Genomic DNA, 14,118 nt, shown 5'->3' on the forward strand with positions numbered 1-14,118 from the left:
TCAGCGAAACGATGTCGCTGATCTTCTGCGCGCTTTCCTCGATGCGGCTGACAGCAGCGACGGCGTCGGCCACGACCGTGCCGCCCTTCTCGGCGGTGTCGCGCGCGGCGATCGCGAGCTGGTTCGCGGCCTGCGCATTGTCAGCGTTCTGCTTCACCGTCGCCGTGATTTCGTGCATCGATGCGGCAGTCTCTTCGATCGAAGCAGCCTGGCTTTCGGTACGCTGCGCCAGATCCTGGCTGCCGGCGGAGATTTCACCCGAGGCATCGCGCACCGCGGCGGCGCTGACGCGCAGCCGGCCGGCCAGATCCTTCAAGGTCGCGGCCATGCGGTTGACGCTGTTCTTCAGCGCGCCGAACACGCCGGCATAATCGCCGGTGACGGTGCGGGTGACATCGCCTTCCGCCATCGCTGCGGTTACCGCGGCCAGTTCGCCGGTCATCGACTGCAGCATGGCGGCCAGGCCGTTCAGGCGCTGGCTCATGGTCAGCAGGAAGCCTTCCTTGTTGCTCTCGTCCAGGCGCATCTCCAGATCGCCAGCGGCGATGCGGTTGCACAGTTCCGAGATTTCGGCGATGGCGGCACGCTCGCGCGCCTCGCGGGCTTCACGTTCCGCCGTCTCATGCTGGCGCTGCGCCTCGATCTGCCGTTCGGCTTCGGCGCGGGCCACCATGTTGTCCTTGAATACCTGCACGGTCTTGGCCATGGCGCCGATCTCGTCGCGGCGCTCGGCGCCGTCGATGGCAACCTCCAGATCGCCATCGGCCAGCTTGCTCATCGTGCCGGTGATGCGGGTGATCGGACGCGTCACCGTCAGCACGACGATGGCAATCGCCAGCACAAGGCAGATCACCAGGCCGGTGGCGGCGATGCCGATCATCATCGGCCGCTGGGCCTGATAGAAGCTGGACAGCTCGTGGGACATGTTCTCGACCGCCTTGGCGTTGCGCACGCCGGCGGCCTGCAGGGAGGCAACCACCTTCTGGCGGGTTTCGACAATGGATTTCTGATCGCCGATGGCGCGGGCGGCTTCGGGGCCTTCGGTGAGAGCTGCGGCGGTCAGCGCCCGGCGGCTCTGGAAATAGGCGTCCAGCGGCTGCTTGATCTCTTCGCGGAAGCTCTTCTGCATCTCTGGGGGCAGCAGGCCCTCCCAGAAGATCATCTTGGTGTCGAGTTCGTCGATGACCTGGGCCATGGCGTCAGCCTTTTCGCTGATCTCCAGGCTGTTCCTAGCGTTGTAGATCTGTGCGGTCAGCGCCACGGTCTGCGTGAGCAGCACATTGGCCTGCTCGCTCAGCAGGGCGCGCTCGGTCAGCTGGCTCATCTGGCTGGTGCGCTGCTCGTAACGGTCCATCGCATCGACGCCCATCCAGGCAATGCCGGCGGTAAGCAGGGTCATGATGGCGAGGACGATATAAATGCGGGGGCCAATCTTCAGCCGCGAAAGGAAACGCATGACATCTCCGGTCCCGTTCTGGCGGACGGGTTCTCAAGTTTACAAATTGAGAGGAAGGCCCATGCAGGTGGCGCTGGCCGGGTAACAAAACCAACGCCGCATGGGCCAGGGGAGGCTCTCCCTTTCCCGCGGGAGGCGCCGCAAACCGGGAAACGCAGATGCCCGGTTGCGGCGCGCACTTTATGGCCGCTCAGCGCGGGTGGGAATATTGCATTTATGTCTTACCAGCTATGCATCGCCTGCAGACTAAATATGGGGCGCATAACCGTGTCAGGCGGCCCGCTTATGCTGGCCTTCCTGCACTTCTTCCACGATCTTGGCCACAAAAGCAGGCAGATCGTCGGGCGAGCGGCTGGTGACGATGCCCTTGTCGACCACGACCTCGCGGTCGACCCAGCGGCCGCCGGCATTCTCGATATCCTTGCGGATGGATTTGTACGACGTGACCTCGCGGCCGCGCAGCGCATCGGCTTCCGCCAGCAGCCAGGGCCCGTGGCAGATCGCCGCCACGACCTTGCCTGACTCCAGGAAGGATTTGACGATGCCCATCGCCTTCTGATTGACGCGCAGCAGATCGGGATTGATCTGCCCGCCGGGTATGACCAGGGCGGCGTAGTCGGCCGGATTGACGCTGTCGAGGTCGCAATCGGGCTTCACCGTCTCGCCCCAGTCGTCGATCTGCCAGGCGCGGATCGGCTGGGCTTTCGGCGAGGCGACATCCACCTTGGCGCCCTTGCCGCGCAACTGATCGCGCGGCACCAGCAATTCGGATTGCTCGACGCCGTTGGTCGCCATGATCAAAATGCGGGTGTCTTGGATCTTCGGCATCGTGTTCTCCTTCACTGTTTGCGGTGATGGAGGACAACCGGTCAGGACGAGGCTTGTTCCCGATCAGGCTGCCGGCGGCACGTAGCCCAATTGCGCGGAAATCCGCCGCGTAAACGCCAGCAGCGCCTCGGCATGCGGGCCGTCGAGGCTGACATCCACCTTCGGTGTCGGGCCGATCAGCGTGATTGCCAGCTGCAGATGGCCGCTGTGATTGAAGATCGGCGCAGCCAAAGCGCTGATGCCGGGCAGCGGCAGGTCGGCGGTCGCCGCAATGCCGTTGCGCCGCGTCTTCTCGATCTCGCGCTCCAAAGCTTCACCTGCCAGCGCGCCGCTGTTGTTCCAGCCCTTCTGCGGCGCCTGCAATTCCGCCTCGATCACCGGCGCCACCAGCTTGGGCGGCAGGAAGGCGGCGAAAATCTTGCCTGTTGCGGTGCCGGTGACGGTAAACATGCCGCCCGGGCGGACATTGGCATGGATGTAGTTGGAGGATTCCTGCACCAGCACGATGGTCGGCCCGTGCGTGCCCCAGACGGTGATCGCCACCATCAGGTTCAGCTCTTCCGCCAGACCGATCACCGCCTCGGATGCGAGGCGATACGGATCGGTGCTGCGCAGTCGCGCGAGACCAAGATGCAGGGCAAACGGCCCGAGATGATAGCGGCCCGAGGCGGCATCCTGCTCGACCAGTTCCAGCTTGCGAAAGCTGGTGAGGTAGGCATGTGCCTGGCCGGGCGTGAGTTCGGCCTGCGCGGCGAGATCGCGCAGCATCATCGGCTGGCTGGCATTGGCGAGGATCGCCAGCAGCCGTCCGCCGATCTCAACCGACTGGACGCTGCGCCCGCCGATGCGCGCGCGCGCGTCCGCCTCGTCGTCGCTATACAGCCATATGGGCTGCGAGGATGAAGCCGCCTTATCCGACATTCGTCGTGGTACCTGCCCTGTTTTTCGCATCAATACCGGCTGGCAGGGCTTCTGTCACTCGCTCCCGGTCTGTCAGTCGGTGACGCCGGCGGCATGACGGCCAGCGATATAGCCGAACGTCATCGCCGGACCCAGCGTAATGCCGCCACCGGGATAATTGCCGCCCATGATGCTCGCCATGTCGTTGCCCGCGGCATAAAGGCCGGGGATCGGCTGTCCGGTGGTGCTATCCAGCACGCGGGCCTGCGCGTCGGCCTTCAGGCCCGCGAAGCTGCCCAGATCGCCGATCACAAGCTGCACGGCGTAGAACGGACCGGTCTCCACCGGCGCGACGCAGGGATTCGGCGTCACGGTCGGATCGCCGAGATAGCGGTTATAGGCCGTGCTGCCCTTGCCGAATTGCGGATCTTCACCCTTGCGGGCATGCTTGTTGAATTCCGCCACGGTACGCTCGAAGGCAACCGGATCGATGCCGCAGACCTTGGCAAGTTCGGCCAGCGTCTTGCCGCGCTTGAGATAGCCGTTCTTGAGCTGATGCGCGATCGGCACCGGGAAGGGCTTCACATGGCCCAGGCCATAGCGGCGCAGCGTTGGATGATCGCAGATCAGCCAGGCGCAGATTTCGCCGGGCAGATTCTTATGCGCCTTCACCAGCGCCTGGCAGAAATCGTGATAGCAGTTGCCTTCGTTGACAAAGCGCGTGCCGGCGCGGGTCACTGCGATCACACCGGGCTTGGCGCGGTCGATGAAATGCGGGAAGACGCCGAAGCTGCCGTCGCGGCGCGGTACGCGGCTGACCGGCACCCAGGCGGCAGCATTGGGCAGTTCGTCGGCGGTCGTGGCGCCGAGTGAGGCGGCCAGCTTGATGCCATCGCCCGTGTTGCCTTCCGGCGTCGGCGACCAGTGTTCGGCGCCGGTTGGCGCATGCGGATAGAGCTTGGCGCGGCGCGCGATATCATGCGGGAAACCGCCGGTGGCCAGCACCACGCCGCGCTTGGCGCGCACGCGCACCGGACCATCCTGGGTCTGCACGATGGCGCCGGCGACGCGGTCGCCTTCCTTGATCAGCTCGCCCGCCGGCGCGTTCAGCCACAGCGGAATGCCAAGATCGAAGGCCGTCTTCGCCAGACGTCCGGCCAAGGCATTGCCGTTGGTCAGCCGCATGGCGCGGCCATGGGTCAGCAGATCGCGGCCATACTTGACCAGCAGCTTGGCGACGTAAGCGGCCGAGACCACCGAGCGCGTGACGTTGAAGAAATGCAGCAGTTCCTTGCCCGAGCCGATCATCATGCCGACGAAGGTGATTTCGGCCAGCGGCGGACGCAGGGTCTTGATCTTGTCGCCCAGTTCGCGGCCATCGAAAGGCTCGGCGCAGATCGACCGCCCGCCCGGCAGCGCGCCCGGCGCATCCGGATGGTAGTCGGAGAATTGCGGGCCGAGCACGAATTTCACCGCCGTCTTGCTTTCGAAGAAGTCGACCATGCGCGGGCCGTTCTCCAGGAAGGCATCGACGCGCTCGGCATCGAAATGATTGCCGGCCTCGTGCTGCAGATAGGTGCGCGCGGCCTCCTTGCTGTCCTTGATGCCCTCGCGCGCAGCCAGCGGATTGGCCGGAATCCACAGCCAGCCGCCAGAGCGCGCTGTGGTGCCGCCATAGACGGACTCTTTCTCAACGATCAGCACGTCCAGGCCATGCAGCTTGGCGGTGATCGCCGCGGCCATGCCGCCGGCGCCGCTGCCGACCACCAGCAGGTCGCAGTCATGGGTTTTGATGGAAGTGTTCAACGCGTTCATGGCTGCGCAACTCCAATCGTCTGGGGAATCAAAGCGTGAGGAAACCGCCATCCACCGGCAGCATGGCGCCGGTGACATAGCTGGACATGGACGAAGCAAGGAAAACGACCGGGCCGACCAGTTCTTCCGGCTTGCCGGTGCGCCCCATCGGCGTATGCGCCATGAAGCGTCCGATGGCGGCGGGATCATTGCGCGTGGCTTCCGTCATCGGCGTGTCGATCACGCCCGGCGCAATGCCGTTGACGCGGATGCCCTCAGGCGCGAGTTCGGCGGCCAGCGCGCGGGTGAATTGCAGCACCGCGCCCTTGCTGGCGGTATAGGTCGTTGCCCGCGGGCCTGTGGCGAAGGAATTGATTGAGCCGAGATTGACGATGCTGGCGCCGCCTAAAGCGGCCTTGGTCCGCCGCAGCTGCGGCAGCACGGCGCGGACCATGTTCTTCATGCCGGTGACGTTGACCGACAGGGTCTCCTGCCAGTGACGGTCGTAGTCGGGATCGTCGATGGAAACGCGGCGGATGATGCCGGCGTTATTGACGAGGATGCTGGCCGGTCCCAGCGCGGCTTCGGCGGCCGCGGCAAAAGCGGCGCATTGCGCGGCGTCAGCGACGTCCAGCTTGGCCGCCATGGCCTTGCCGCCGCGGCTGCGAATCGTGGCTGCCACTTCCTCCGCGCCGGCGGCATTGACGTCGCCGAGAGCAACGGCAGCGCCTTCGTCGGCCAGCCCCAAAGCGATGGCCATGCCATTGCCCTGAGCCGCGCCGGTGACGATGGCGACGTGGTTTATCAATAAGTTAGCCATTCCGCGCCCTCCTCCCGTAATTCGTGTATTGCGAACTCTTTCGTTATTTCATATTCTTCCCCCCGTCGGATTGCAAGGGGGCATGTCTCGAGCCTGCTTGCGGTCGCGATTGTCGGAGGAAATGCCAGCCCAGGCCGAACACGGCCCGGCGGCCGTTTTGCGGGCCAGCTGGCCCAGGGGAGGGATTTATGCGTCAGCTTTTCTTGAAAGCGGCGGCGTTCGCCGTCGGCGGTGCGATGCTCGCCGGAACCGCGCTTACCAGCGTGCCGGCGATGGCCAAGGACTACGACCTGCAGTCGGTGTTCGGCCTGCAGGTGCCGTCGATCGGTCAGAGCCCGGTGAAATGGGCCGAGCGCGTCGCGCTGATGACCAACAACGAAGTGAAGATCAAGGTGCATGGCGCCGGCGAATTCGTGCCGCCGTTTGAGGTGTTCGGCGCGGTCAGCAACGGCTCCATCCCGATGGGTTTTGACTGGGTCGGCTACTGGGCCGACAAGATCCCGGTCGCCAACCTCGTCGGTTCGATGCCGTTCGGCCCGAACCCCGAGCTGTTCCTTGGCTGGATGTTCCAGGGCGGCGGTCTGGAGATCATCCAGAAGGCCTATGACCCGCATAATGTGAAGATCCTGCCCTGCCACATGGTGGCGGCGGAAGCCGGCGGCTGGTTCAACAAGGAAATCAAGACCGTCGACGACATCAAGGGCCTGAACATGCGCATCGCCGGCCTCGGCGCCAAGGCGATGGCCAAGCTCGGCGCCAACGTGCAGCTCGTGCCGGCCGGCGAAATCTTCGTCTCGCTGGAGCGCGGTCGCATCGAGGCGGCGGAATTCTCCGCCCCGCAGCTCGATATCGGTCTCGGCCTGCAGAAGATCGCGAAGTACTATTACTTCCCGGGCTGGCACCAGCCGTCGAGCTGGGACACGATCATCATCAACATGGATGTGTGGAAGAAGTTCACGCCCAAGCAGCAGCAGATCATGCAGGAGGCCTGCCAGGCCAACATCACCTACAACTGGTATGATCAGCTGAACGCCCAGGTGAACGCGATCGAGCAGATCGAGAAGGCCGGCGTGAAGGTGCAGCGCTTCCCCGAACCGGTTCTGAACGCGCTCTATAAGGCCGCGACCGAGGTGATGGAGGAAGAGGCTAAGAAGGACGCGCTGTTCGCCGAGGCCTATCAGTCGCTGACCGCCTACATCAAGCGCGTCGGCCGCTGGAACGACCTGCAGGCCCTGCCGCGCAACTAAGCAACGGCCCGGATGCGCCGCCTTGCGCGGCGCATCCGGCATGTCATTCTCAAGGCGGGGACGTGCCGTGACCGCGCTGCTGAAAAAAATCGAAGAAATCTGTGCCTGGTTCGGTCGCATCACCGGCTGGGCCACGCCGCTTCTGGTGATCAGCGTCTGCATCGGCGTTGTCATGGTGCATCTGCGCGTCAATACCTTCGCCGACTGGGGTTTCGCCATTCCGCTGCTGGGCGAAAAGCTGACGCTGAACGGCCTGAACGACCTGCAATGGCATCTGTTTGCCGTCATGGTCATGCTGGGTGGCGTCTATGCGCTGCATACCGACAGCCATGTCAGCGTCGATTTTCTTGCCAACAATTTCACCGAACGTACCCGGCGCATCATCGTCATTCTTGGCGATGCCATCTTCCTGCTGCCCTTTGCGGTAGTGATGACCTGGTTCGCCTGGAAGTTCATGATCACCGCCTATAACTCCAGCGAAGGCTCGTCCTATGGCGGCCTTGTCGACCGCTGGATCATCAAGGCGGTGATGCCGCTCGGTTTCGGCCTGCTCGGCCTGCTCGGTATCGCGCGCAGCCTGCGCCTCCTGATCCAGCTCATCACCACCCGCGGCGCCGTCGCTCAGAAAGACTGAAGACCATGGAATACTTTTGGCCGCTTCTGATGTGCGTGGCGCTGCTGCTGGGCATCTTCTCCGGCTATCCGGTAGCGATCGTCCTGGCGGGCATTGGTGTCATCTTCGCCTTCGCCGCCGACGTGCCGATCCTTTTCCTGTCCACCGGCGTGTCGCGCACCTTCTCGGGCATCCTTGCCAACTGGCTGCTGATCGCGGTGCCGCTGTTTGTCTTCATGGGTCTGATGCTGGAAAAATCCGGCATTGCCCAAAGATTGTTGCATTCGCTGGCGGGACTGCTCGGGCCGCTGCCAGGCGGCTATGCCTTCGCGGTGGCGATCATCGGCATCGTCATGGCGGCCTCCACCGGCATCATCGGCGCTTCCGTCGTGCTGATGGGCGTGCTGGCCCTGCCGGTGATGCTGGAGAATAAATACGACCCCAAACTCGCCACCGGCATCATCGCCTCCACCGGCACATTGGGCATCCTGATCCCGCCTTCGATCATGCTGGTGATCCTGGGCGACACCTTGCGCATCTCGGTCGGCGACCTGTTTGCCGGCGCGATGATCCCCGGCCTAATGCTGGGCGGCCTCTACATCGTCTATCTGATCTTCCTCGCCATCTTCAAACCGGAAAGCATGCCGCCGCGTGCCGACCGGGTACCTCTGCCGCTCGGCCAGGTGCTGATGCAGCTCGCGCGCGACCTGCTGGCGCCGATGGCACTGATCCTGGTGGTGCTCGGCTCGATCATCGCCGGCGTCGCCACGCCGACCGAGGCCGCGGCTTTGGGCGCGCTGGGCGCCTTCCTGCTGGCGCTGATTTCGCGCCAGCTCACCTGGCGGCAGTTCCTCGACGTGCTGAACGAGACCACGCGCACCACGGCGATGATCATGTTCGTGATGATCGGCGCCACCATCTTCAGCGTAATCTTCCGCAAGCTTGGCGGCGACACGATGATCGCCAATGCGCTCGGCGTCGAGGATGCCGGCACCAATCCCTACTGGGTCATGTTCGTGATCATGGCCTTCGTCTTCGTGCTGGGCATGTTCCTCGACTGGGTGGAGATCACCTTCATCGTCATGCCCATTGTGGCCCCGATCATCGCCGGCCTGGATTTCGGCGTCGGCCAGGAACAGGTGCTACTGTGGTTCGCCATTTTGTTCGCGGTGAACCTGCAGACCTCCTTCCTCACGCCGCCGTTTGGCTATGCGCTGTTCTATATCCGCGGCATTGCGCCGCCGGAGATCGGCACCCGCGTGATCTATCGTGGCATCATTCCCTTCGTCGTCATCCAGCTCATCGCACTGCTGCTGACCATCATCTTCCCGCAGCTTGCGCTCTGGCTGCCGCAAGTCCTGCTCGGTTAATTCAAGGAGTTAGTCATGTCGAAAGCCTTTGCCTCCACCGCCGATACCGCCGAGAAGAAGATCTCCTTCACCCAGCTGGGCGAGGGCCTTTATGCCTTCACCGCCGAAGGCGATCCCAATACCGGCGTGATCGTCGGTGATGACGGCGTGATGGTGATCGACACCCAGGCGACGCCGAAGATGGCCAACAAGGTGATCGAGCATATCCGCAAGGTCACCGACAAGCCGATCAAGTATGTGCTGCTGTCGCATTACCACGCCGTGCGCGTGCTCGGCGCCTCGGCCTATCAGCCGCAGCAGGTTTTCGCCTCCGATGCTACCCGCTCGCTGATCGTGGAGCGCGGCAAGGAGGACTGGGATTCGGAATACGGCCGCTTCCCGCGCCTGTTCCTGGCCGCCGATACCATCCCCGGCCTGACCTGGCCGACCATGACCTTCCCGACCAAGTTCACCCTCTATATGGGCAAGCGCCGGGTGGAGATCATGCATCTGGGCCGCGGCCATACGGCGGGCGACACCATCGCCTGGGTGCCGGATGCCGGCGTGATGTTCTCGGGCGACCTGGTCGAGTACCATTCGGCCTGCTATTGCGGCGACGCCCATTTCAAGGACTGGCCGAAGACGCTCGACAAGATCGCCGAGTTCAATCCGAAGGCCCTGGTGCCGGGCCGCGGCGATGCGCTGACCAATCCGACGGAAGTCGGCGAGGGGCTTAAGCTCACCCGCGACTTCCTCACCACGCTCTATGGCTCGGTGTCGGAAAGCGCCGCCAAGGGCCTGTCGCTGAAGGAAGCGTTTGACCGCTGCAACGATGCGATGCGGCCGCGCTTTGGCAATTTCGCGATTTTCGACCATTGCCAGCCCTTCAACGTCGCCCGCGCCTATGACGAGGCGATGGGTCTCGACCATCCGCGCATCTGGACGGCCGAGCGCGACCGCGAAATGTGGGCGGCCCTGAACGGCTAATTCCTGACCGGCTAATCAGCGCAGGCCGTTTAGCCCTTCTAGCCCTTTAGCCCTTCGGCTTCTCGTCCTGCGGCAAGCTGCGGCAGGCCCGCTCGAGGCGGGCCGCCAAGGCTTGCGCCTGGTCGGTTTTTTCGGCTGCGACGATGGCCGCCTGCGTGCGGCATTCGGCAACGGTTCGCGGCGTCGCATTATGGGCCCAGACCGGATTGCCGCCGAAAAGCAGTGCCATGATGATCACGGTCATCTGCATGTCGTCCTCCCGTCGAATCCCCTGATGGGTCCGTTTCTTTGGGACCTCTGGCGGCAAACGCAAAAACGCGCGCCTTGTTCCAGGCACGCGCTTCAACTTCTGTAAAAAACTATTGCAGGTATTATACGGGCGGGCGCGCCCGCAGCCGGTTTAGCTCCAGCGGCGCGCAGCCGATGCGCGCATCGCCTGACGGAAGGCGATCAGCGCCTCGCGCTCGACGATCTTGTCCATGCCTGCCAGAAGGCTCGGGCGTTTGCGGCGGATGAAGGCTACCTCATAGCCGTTGCCATCCTCGCAAAGGGAGACGAGATAGTCCTCGTTCTCGACGATCTTGGCGCTGACATCGATGGTCCAATCGTTCACCTGCATGGGTCGGCTCCTTGATCGTGGCTGTCGCGCCGCGGGCTTTTTCAGTCCGCGGGCATGGCGCAGTGGACGCTATACCGGGAATGCATAGACCGTGAATGCAAATCCGGGTGGCGTCCATATAACGCGCCAGACCGCGCCGCGGTTCCATACGCCGCGGCAGCCGGCAGGACTTCAGCTTTCGAAGAAGCGCGGATTTCAGGCGGTTTCGGCCTGCCACCGGTCCTTTGCAGATTTCCTGCACGCCGCTCCAAGGGGAACCGTGGAAGCGCGGCCAGACAACGTGATGCATCGGCGTGTTTGCGTCGACGCGGCTCACTTGATATCAGGCTTGATGTCTGGCAGGCGCCGGGACAAAGTGGGCACAGCCAGCAGGGCATGTATTGGGCTGGCAATCTCGGGTCCCACACCCATCAGCTATACATTCATCGGCTTTACAGTGGTTTCGGGCGAAACAGGCTAACGCGCATGAAGGGCATCATCCTGGCCGGCGGTGCCGGCACGCGGCTGCATCCGGCCACGCTGGTGACCAGCAAGCAGCTTCTGCCGGTCTACGACAAGCCGATGATCTATTTTCCGCTGACCACGCTGATGCTGGCTGGCATCCGTGACATCCTGGTGATCACCACGCCGCGCGACCAGGCGGCTTTCCGCAACCTGCTCGGCGATGGCAGCCAATGGGGCATCCGGCTGTCCTATGCCGTGCAGCCCGAGCCGAAGGGTATTGCCGAGGCCTTCATCATCGGCCGAGACTTCATCAATGGTGAGGGCTGCGCCCTGGTGCTGGGCGATAACATCTTCTACGGCGAAGGCTTTTCCGAGGTGCTGCGCCGGGCCGCGGCGCGCGAAAGCGGTGCCGTCATCTTCGGCTACTGGGTGGCCGACCCCGAACGCTATGGCGTGCTTGATTTCGACGCTGACCGCAAGCTGCATGCCATCATCGAAAAGCCCAGTCCGGCGCCGACCCACTGGGCGGTGACGGGGCTTTATTTCTACGACCGCAATGTTTGCAATATCGCCGCCAGCCTGAAGCCATCTCCCCGCGGCGAGCTGGAGATCACCGATCTCAACAACGTCTACCTGCAGCGCGGCCAGCTCGATGTGGAACTGTTCGGCCGCGGCTTCGCCTGGCTCGATACCGGCACGCCCGACAGCCTGCTCGACGCCTCCAACTTCATCGCCACGGTGGAGAAGCGCCAGGGTCTGAAGATCGCCGTACCCGAGGAAGTCGCCTGGCGGCTCGGCTTCATCGATGCCGCTCAGGTGCGCAAGATCGCCGAGGCCTATGGCAGCAAGAACGGCTACGGCCAGTACCTTGCCCGCCTGCTTTTAGCTGACCGCGACCGCCTGTAAGCGCCCCCATAGTCGTCGACCGGGTGGCGTCGCTGCCCTTCCTTGACTCTTAAGTTGATATCAACATAATGGCCGCATGTCCAAGATCGACCTGCTGCCGTTCGAAGCCACGCTGATGGTGCGCGACACCTGCCTCTGCCTGCATGTGCAGCGGGCGGCGCGTGCGCTGGCGCGGCGCTTCGACGATGCCCTGCGCGATCTCGATCTCACCAACGGCCAGTTCTCGCTGCTGATGTCGCTCAATCGGCCCGAGCCGCCGAACATGGCGCAGGTGGCCAGCGTGCTGGCGATGGACCGCACGACGGTGACGGCGATGCTCAAGCCGCTGGAGCGCCGCGGCCTGCTGATTGTGAAGCCCGATCCGGACGACAAGCGCAGCCGCCGCATCCTGCTCACGCCGGCCGGGCGCAAGCTGCTGATCAAGGCGCTGCCCGTCTGGAAGCGCACCCATGCCGAGATCGACAAGCTGCTCGGCAAGTCCGATCCGGACCGTCTGCGCGCCGATCTGCGCGCGCTCTCATGACCGCAATGCCAATCATAACAACAAAACTCTCATAACCCCCGGCAACAGAGGAGGCCGCCATGCTGGTCAATGCCTATTTGAATTTCCCCGGCAATTGCGAGGAGGCGCTGAACTTCTACCAGCGCCATCTCGGCGCCAAAATCACCGCGCGGATGACCTGGGACGAACAGCCCGGCGGTTGCCAGGGCGTCCCCGACGGCTGGAATACCAAGATCATGCATGCTGCCTTCACAATCGGCGAAAGCCTGCTGATGGCCAGCGACTGCCCCCCCAGCCACTACGAAGCGCCCAAAGGCATCGCCATCACGCTCAATCTGTCCGATCCGGCGGAAGCCGAGCGCGTCTTCGGGGCGCTGTCAGAGGGCGGCAGCGTGCAGATGCCGCTGGACAAGACCTTCTGGGCGGAGAAATTCGGCCTCGTCACCGACCGCTTCGGCATCCCCTGGATGGTCAACTGCATGACCCAGATGCCGATGCCGGAAAAGGCCGAGGCCGCACAGTAGGCCGGGACGTCCGCAAAGCGAAGACGCCCGCAGCGCTGGACGCTGCGGGCATGTCTTGAAGAAGCTGGAAAATTTGGCGTCCCCGGAGAGATTCGAACTCCCGACCCGCTGCTTAGGACGCAGCCGCTCTATCCAGCTGAGCTACGGGGACGCCGGGCTATGGGCGGGGTGTTTCGCCCGCCGGCCAGACCCTAGCGGGGGCCTTTCCCGGGTGCAACCGGCAGGCCGGGCAAGGCTTTAGCTGCCGTGCCCAAACCCGCCTCAGTACCTGCCCAGGCACCCGGCCAAGTACTTGCCGCGGGGCTCGCTTTCCGTCCGGCCCCTGCGCCAATCCAGATATCAGGCCCGGCGCCAGCCCCGGCCTCCGCCGCCCGGACCGCCCCGCCTGCGGTTGCATGTCTGCCCTGCAAATCCGGCCTGACGCATATCTGAAAAGTAACTAGCCGTTAGCGTTCAACGTGGCACATTGCTTCTCGGGGTGGCTGGTGCGGTTGCCGGCCCGAAGGCAGGTCCCAAATGGCAAAATCCTTTGTCGATCTTGTGCGCAGCAGCCTGCGCGACGGCGCCAACTTCCTGGGCGCTGCGGAATGCAGCCCGATCATGGCCGATGTCGCGGCCCCGATCATCGATAACAACGGCCTTGAGAACTGGGGCATCGCGCTGGAGAACATGTACCATGCGCTGCTCTGCCTGCTCTCGGCGCAGTCCAGTCTGCATGCCTCCGCGCCGGTGAAGCCCTCCGACCTGCTCGGCCCCAGCCAGCGCCTTGGCGGCGGCACTCTGCTGCGCCAGGTGCTCGACGGTTTCGCCACCGGCCAGGATTACCGCCGCCTGGCGATCATGTCGTCCGCGTCGCGCATCGCGCTGATCGCGGTGCTGCTTGACGAACTGCGCGCCGTCTACCGCGCGCTTGCCTATGACCAGCAGGACTGGGTTGTTGATCCCGACAGCATGCGCGAGCTGAACAACAGCCTGCAGGCGATCTCGCTCAGCATCGGCCGCGGTCGTACCACCAGCCGGCTGCGCTTTACCCCGGCTCCCCGCCGCGGCGAAGCCTCGTCGCTGTAAGCCGATATTCGATCAAGGGAACTTGTCCTGCCACGGCCTGTCCGTGGCATCCACGAGTTTG

15 protein-coding genes and 1 tRNA gene are annotated in these 14,118 nt (G+C 64.0%); 8 read left to right on the forward strand and 8 right to left on the reverse strand.

The window, feature by feature from the left end; genetic code table 11:
- The 5 genes from Q0603_RS18265 to Q0603_RS18285 all read right to left on the reverse strand — a co-directional run.
- Nucleotides 1-1,456: HAMP domain-containing protein (locus Q0603_RS18265; protein WP_298728404.1), on the reverse strand; the 1,456-nt coding region annotated here is incomplete at its 3' end.
- 270 nt (nucleotides 1,457-1,726) lie between these two features.
- Nucleotides 1,727-2,284 (reverse strand): type 1 glutamine amidotransferase domain-containing protein, encoded by a 558-nt coding sequence (locus Q0603_RS18270; protein ID WP_298728406.1) that lies wholly within the window; start codon nucleotides 2,282-2,284, stop codon nucleotides 1,727-1,729.
- Nucleotides 2,285-2,347: 63 nt separating this feature from the next.
- Entirely contained in the window at nucleotides 2,348-3,205 is an 858-nt protein-coding gene (locus Q0603_RS18275) for an IclR family transcriptional regulator (RefSeq protein WP_298728408.1), read from the reverse strand.
- A 72-nt stretch (nucleotides 3,206-3,277) separates the two neighbouring features.
- On the reverse strand, nucleotides 3,278-4,999 hold the full coding sequence (locus tag Q0603_RS18280) for an FAD-dependent oxidoreductase (RefSeq protein WP_298728410.1): 1,722 nt from the start codon (nucleotides 4,997-4,999) through the stop codon (nucleotides 3,278-3,280).
- A gap of 28 nt (nucleotides 5,000-5,027) precedes the next feature.
- Complete coding sequence (locus tag Q0603_RS18285; RefSeq protein ID WP_298728412.1) at nucleotides 5,028-5,798, reverse strand: SDR family oxidoreductase; 771 nt, start codon at nucleotides 5,796-5,798, stop codon at nucleotides 5,028-5,030.
- A gap of 188 nt (nucleotides 5,799-5,986) precedes the next feature.
- Between Q0603_RS18285 and Q0603_RS18290 the strand changes: the two genes are divergently transcribed.
- The 4 genes from Q0603_RS18290 to Q0603_RS18305 all read left to right on the forward strand — a co-directional run bounded on the left by Q0603_RS18290 (nucleotide 5,987) and on the right by Q0603_RS18305 (nucleotide 9,994).
- Nucleotides 5,987-7,045, forward strand: a complete 1,059-nt coding sequence (locus Q0603_RS18290) for a TRAP transporter substrate-binding protein (protein WP_298728414.1) — start codon at nucleotides 5,987-5,989, stop codon at nucleotides 7,043-7,045.
- A 67-nt stretch (nucleotides 7,046-7,112) separates the two neighbouring features.
- Nucleotides 7,113-7,679: a TRAP transporter small permease subunit gene (locus Q0603_RS18295; RefSeq protein ID WP_298728416.1), complete on the forward strand. Its 567-nt coding sequence runs from the start codon at nucleotides 7,113-7,115 to the stop codon at nucleotides 7,677-7,679.
- A 5-nt stretch (nucleotides 7,680-7,684) separates the two neighbouring features.
- A complete protein-coding gene (locus Q0603_RS18300; protein ID WP_298728418.1) occupies nucleotides 7,685-9,028 on the forward strand; it encodes a TRAP transporter large permease subunit in 1,344 nt (447 codons plus the stop codon).
- A gap of 15 nt (nucleotides 9,029-9,043) precedes the next feature.
- The gene (locus tag Q0603_RS18305) at nucleotides 9,044-9,994 is read left to right on the forward strand and encodes an MBL fold metallo-hydrolase (RefSeq protein WP_298728420.1); all 951 of its coding nucleotides are present in this window, start codon (nucleotides 9,044-9,046) and stop codon (nucleotides 9,992-9,994) included.
- 46 nt (nucleotides 9,995-10,040) lie between these two features.
- Here the strand turns inward: Q0603_RS18305 and Q0603_RS18310 are convergent, their stop codons facing one another.
- Together Q0603_RS18310 and Q0603_RS18315 are read right to left on the reverse strand one after the other, a co-directional pair.
- Nucleotides 10,041-10,244, reverse strand: coding sequence for a hypothetical protein (locus tag Q0603_RS18310; RefSeq protein ID WP_298728422.1), 204 nt, complete (start codon nucleotides 10,242-10,244; stop codon nucleotides 10,041-10,043).
- A 150-nt stretch (nucleotides 10,245-10,394) separates the two neighbouring features.
- Nucleotides 10,395-10,613 carry a hypothetical protein gene (locus Q0603_RS18315; protein WP_298728424.1) on the reverse strand — a complete coding sequence of 73 codons (219 nt, stop codon included), beginning with the start codon at nucleotides 10,611-10,613 and terminating at the stop codon, nucleotides 10,395-10,397.
- 465 nt (nucleotides 10,614-11,078) lie between these two features.
- Here Q0603_RS18315 and rfbA point away from each other — a divergent pair, with 465 nt between their 5' ends.
- The 3 genes from rfbA (at nucleotide 11,079) to Q0603_RS18330 (ending at nucleotide 12,989) form a co-directional block, all read left to right on the forward strand.
- Entirely contained in the window at nucleotides 11,079-11,963 is an 885-nt protein-coding gene (gene rfbA, locus Q0603_RS18320) for a glucose-1-phosphate thymidylyltransferase RfbA (RefSeq protein WP_298728426.1), read from the forward strand.
- Nucleotides 11,964-12,039: 76 nt separating this feature from the next.
- Nucleotides 12,040-12,486, forward strand: a complete 447-nt coding sequence (locus Q0603_RS18325; RefSeq protein WP_298728428.1) for a MarR family transcriptional regulator — start codon at nucleotides 12,040-12,042, stop codon at nucleotides 12,484-12,486.
- 59 nt (nucleotides 12,487-12,545) lie between these two features.
- Nucleotides 12,546-12,989: a VOC family protein gene (locus Q0603_RS18330; protein ID WP_298728429.1), complete on the forward strand. Its 444-nt coding sequence runs from the start codon at nucleotides 12,546-12,548 to the stop codon at nucleotides 12,987-12,989.
- Nucleotides 12,990-13,063: 74 nt separating this feature from the next.
- Here the strand turns inward: Q0603_RS18330 and Q0603_RS18335 are convergent.
- Nucleotides 13,064-13,140: transfer RNA gene (locus tag Q0603_RS18335), tRNA-Arg, on the reverse strand.
- A 365-nt stretch (nucleotides 13,141-13,505) separates the two neighbouring features.
- Here Q0603_RS18335 and Q0603_RS18340 point away from each other — a divergent pair.
- Nucleotides 13,506-14,057: a hypothetical protein gene (locus Q0603_RS18340; protein WP_298728430.1), complete on the forward strand. Its 552-nt coding sequence runs from the start codon at nucleotides 13,506-13,508 to the stop codon at nucleotides 14,055-14,057.
- The last annotated feature ends 61 nt before the right edge of the window (nucleotides 14,058-14,118 follow it).

The sequence above is a fragment of the uncultured Ferrovibrio sp. genome, assembly GCF_937960835.1.
Lineage (GTDB): Bacteria > Pseudomonadota > Alphaproteobacteria > Ferrovibrionales > Ferrovibrionaceae > Ferrovibrio.

Bases quoted from the DNA above. Each gene is read 5' to 3' on its own strand.
- Q0603_RS18325 (WP_298728428.1), top strand. From the start codon at position 12,040: ATGTCCAAGATCGACCTGCTGCCGTTCGAAGCCACGCTGATGGTGCGC.
- Q0603_RS18280 (WP_298728410.1), bottom strand. From the start codon at position 4,999: ATGAACGCGTTGAACACTTCCATCAAAACCCATGACTGCGACCTGCTG.
- Q0603_RS18305 (WP_298728420.1), top strand. From the start codon at position 9,044: ATGTCGAAAGCCTTTGCCTCCACCGCCGATACCGCCGAGAAGAAGATC.
- Q0603_RS18290 (WP_298728414.1), top strand. From the start codon at position 5,987: ATGCGTCAGCTTTTCTTGAAAGCGGCGGCGTTCGCCGTCGGCGGTGCG.
- Q0603_RS18330 (WP_298728429.1), top strand. From the start codon at position 12,546: ATGCTGGTCAATGCCTATTTGAATTTCCCCGGCAATTGCGAGGAGGCG.
- Q0603_RS18310 (WP_298728422.1), bottom strand. From the start codon at position 10,244: ATGCAGATGACCGTGATCATCATGGCACTGCTTTTCGGCGGCAATCCG.
- Q0603_RS18275 (WP_298728408.1), bottom strand. From the start codon at position 3,205: ATGTCGGATAAGGCGGCTTCATCCTCGCAGCCCATATGGCTGTATAGC.
- Q0603_RS18270 (WP_298728406.1), bottom strand. From the start codon at position 2,284: ATGCCGAAGATCCAAGACACCCGCATTTTGATCATGGCGACCAACGGC.
- Q0603_RS18315 (WP_298728424.1), bottom strand. From the start codon at position 10,613: ATGCAGGTGAACGATTGGACCATCGATGTCAGCGCCAAGATCGTCGAG.
- Q0603_RS18285 (WP_298728412.1), bottom strand. From the start codon at position 5,798: ATGGCTAACTTATTGATAAACCACGTCGCCATCGTCACCGGCGCGGCT.
- rfbA (WP_298728426.1), top strand. From the start codon at position 11,079: ATGAAGGGCATCATCCTGGCCGGCGGTGCCGGCACGCGGCTGCATCCG.
- Q0603_RS18300 (WP_298728418.1), top strand. From the start codon at position 7,685: ATGGAATACTTTTGGCCGCTTCTGATGTGCGTGGCGCTGCTGCTGGGC.
- Q0603_RS18340 (WP_298728430.1), top strand. From the start codon at position 13,506: ATGGCAAAATCCTTTGTCGATCTTGTGCGCAGCAGCCTGCGCGACGGC.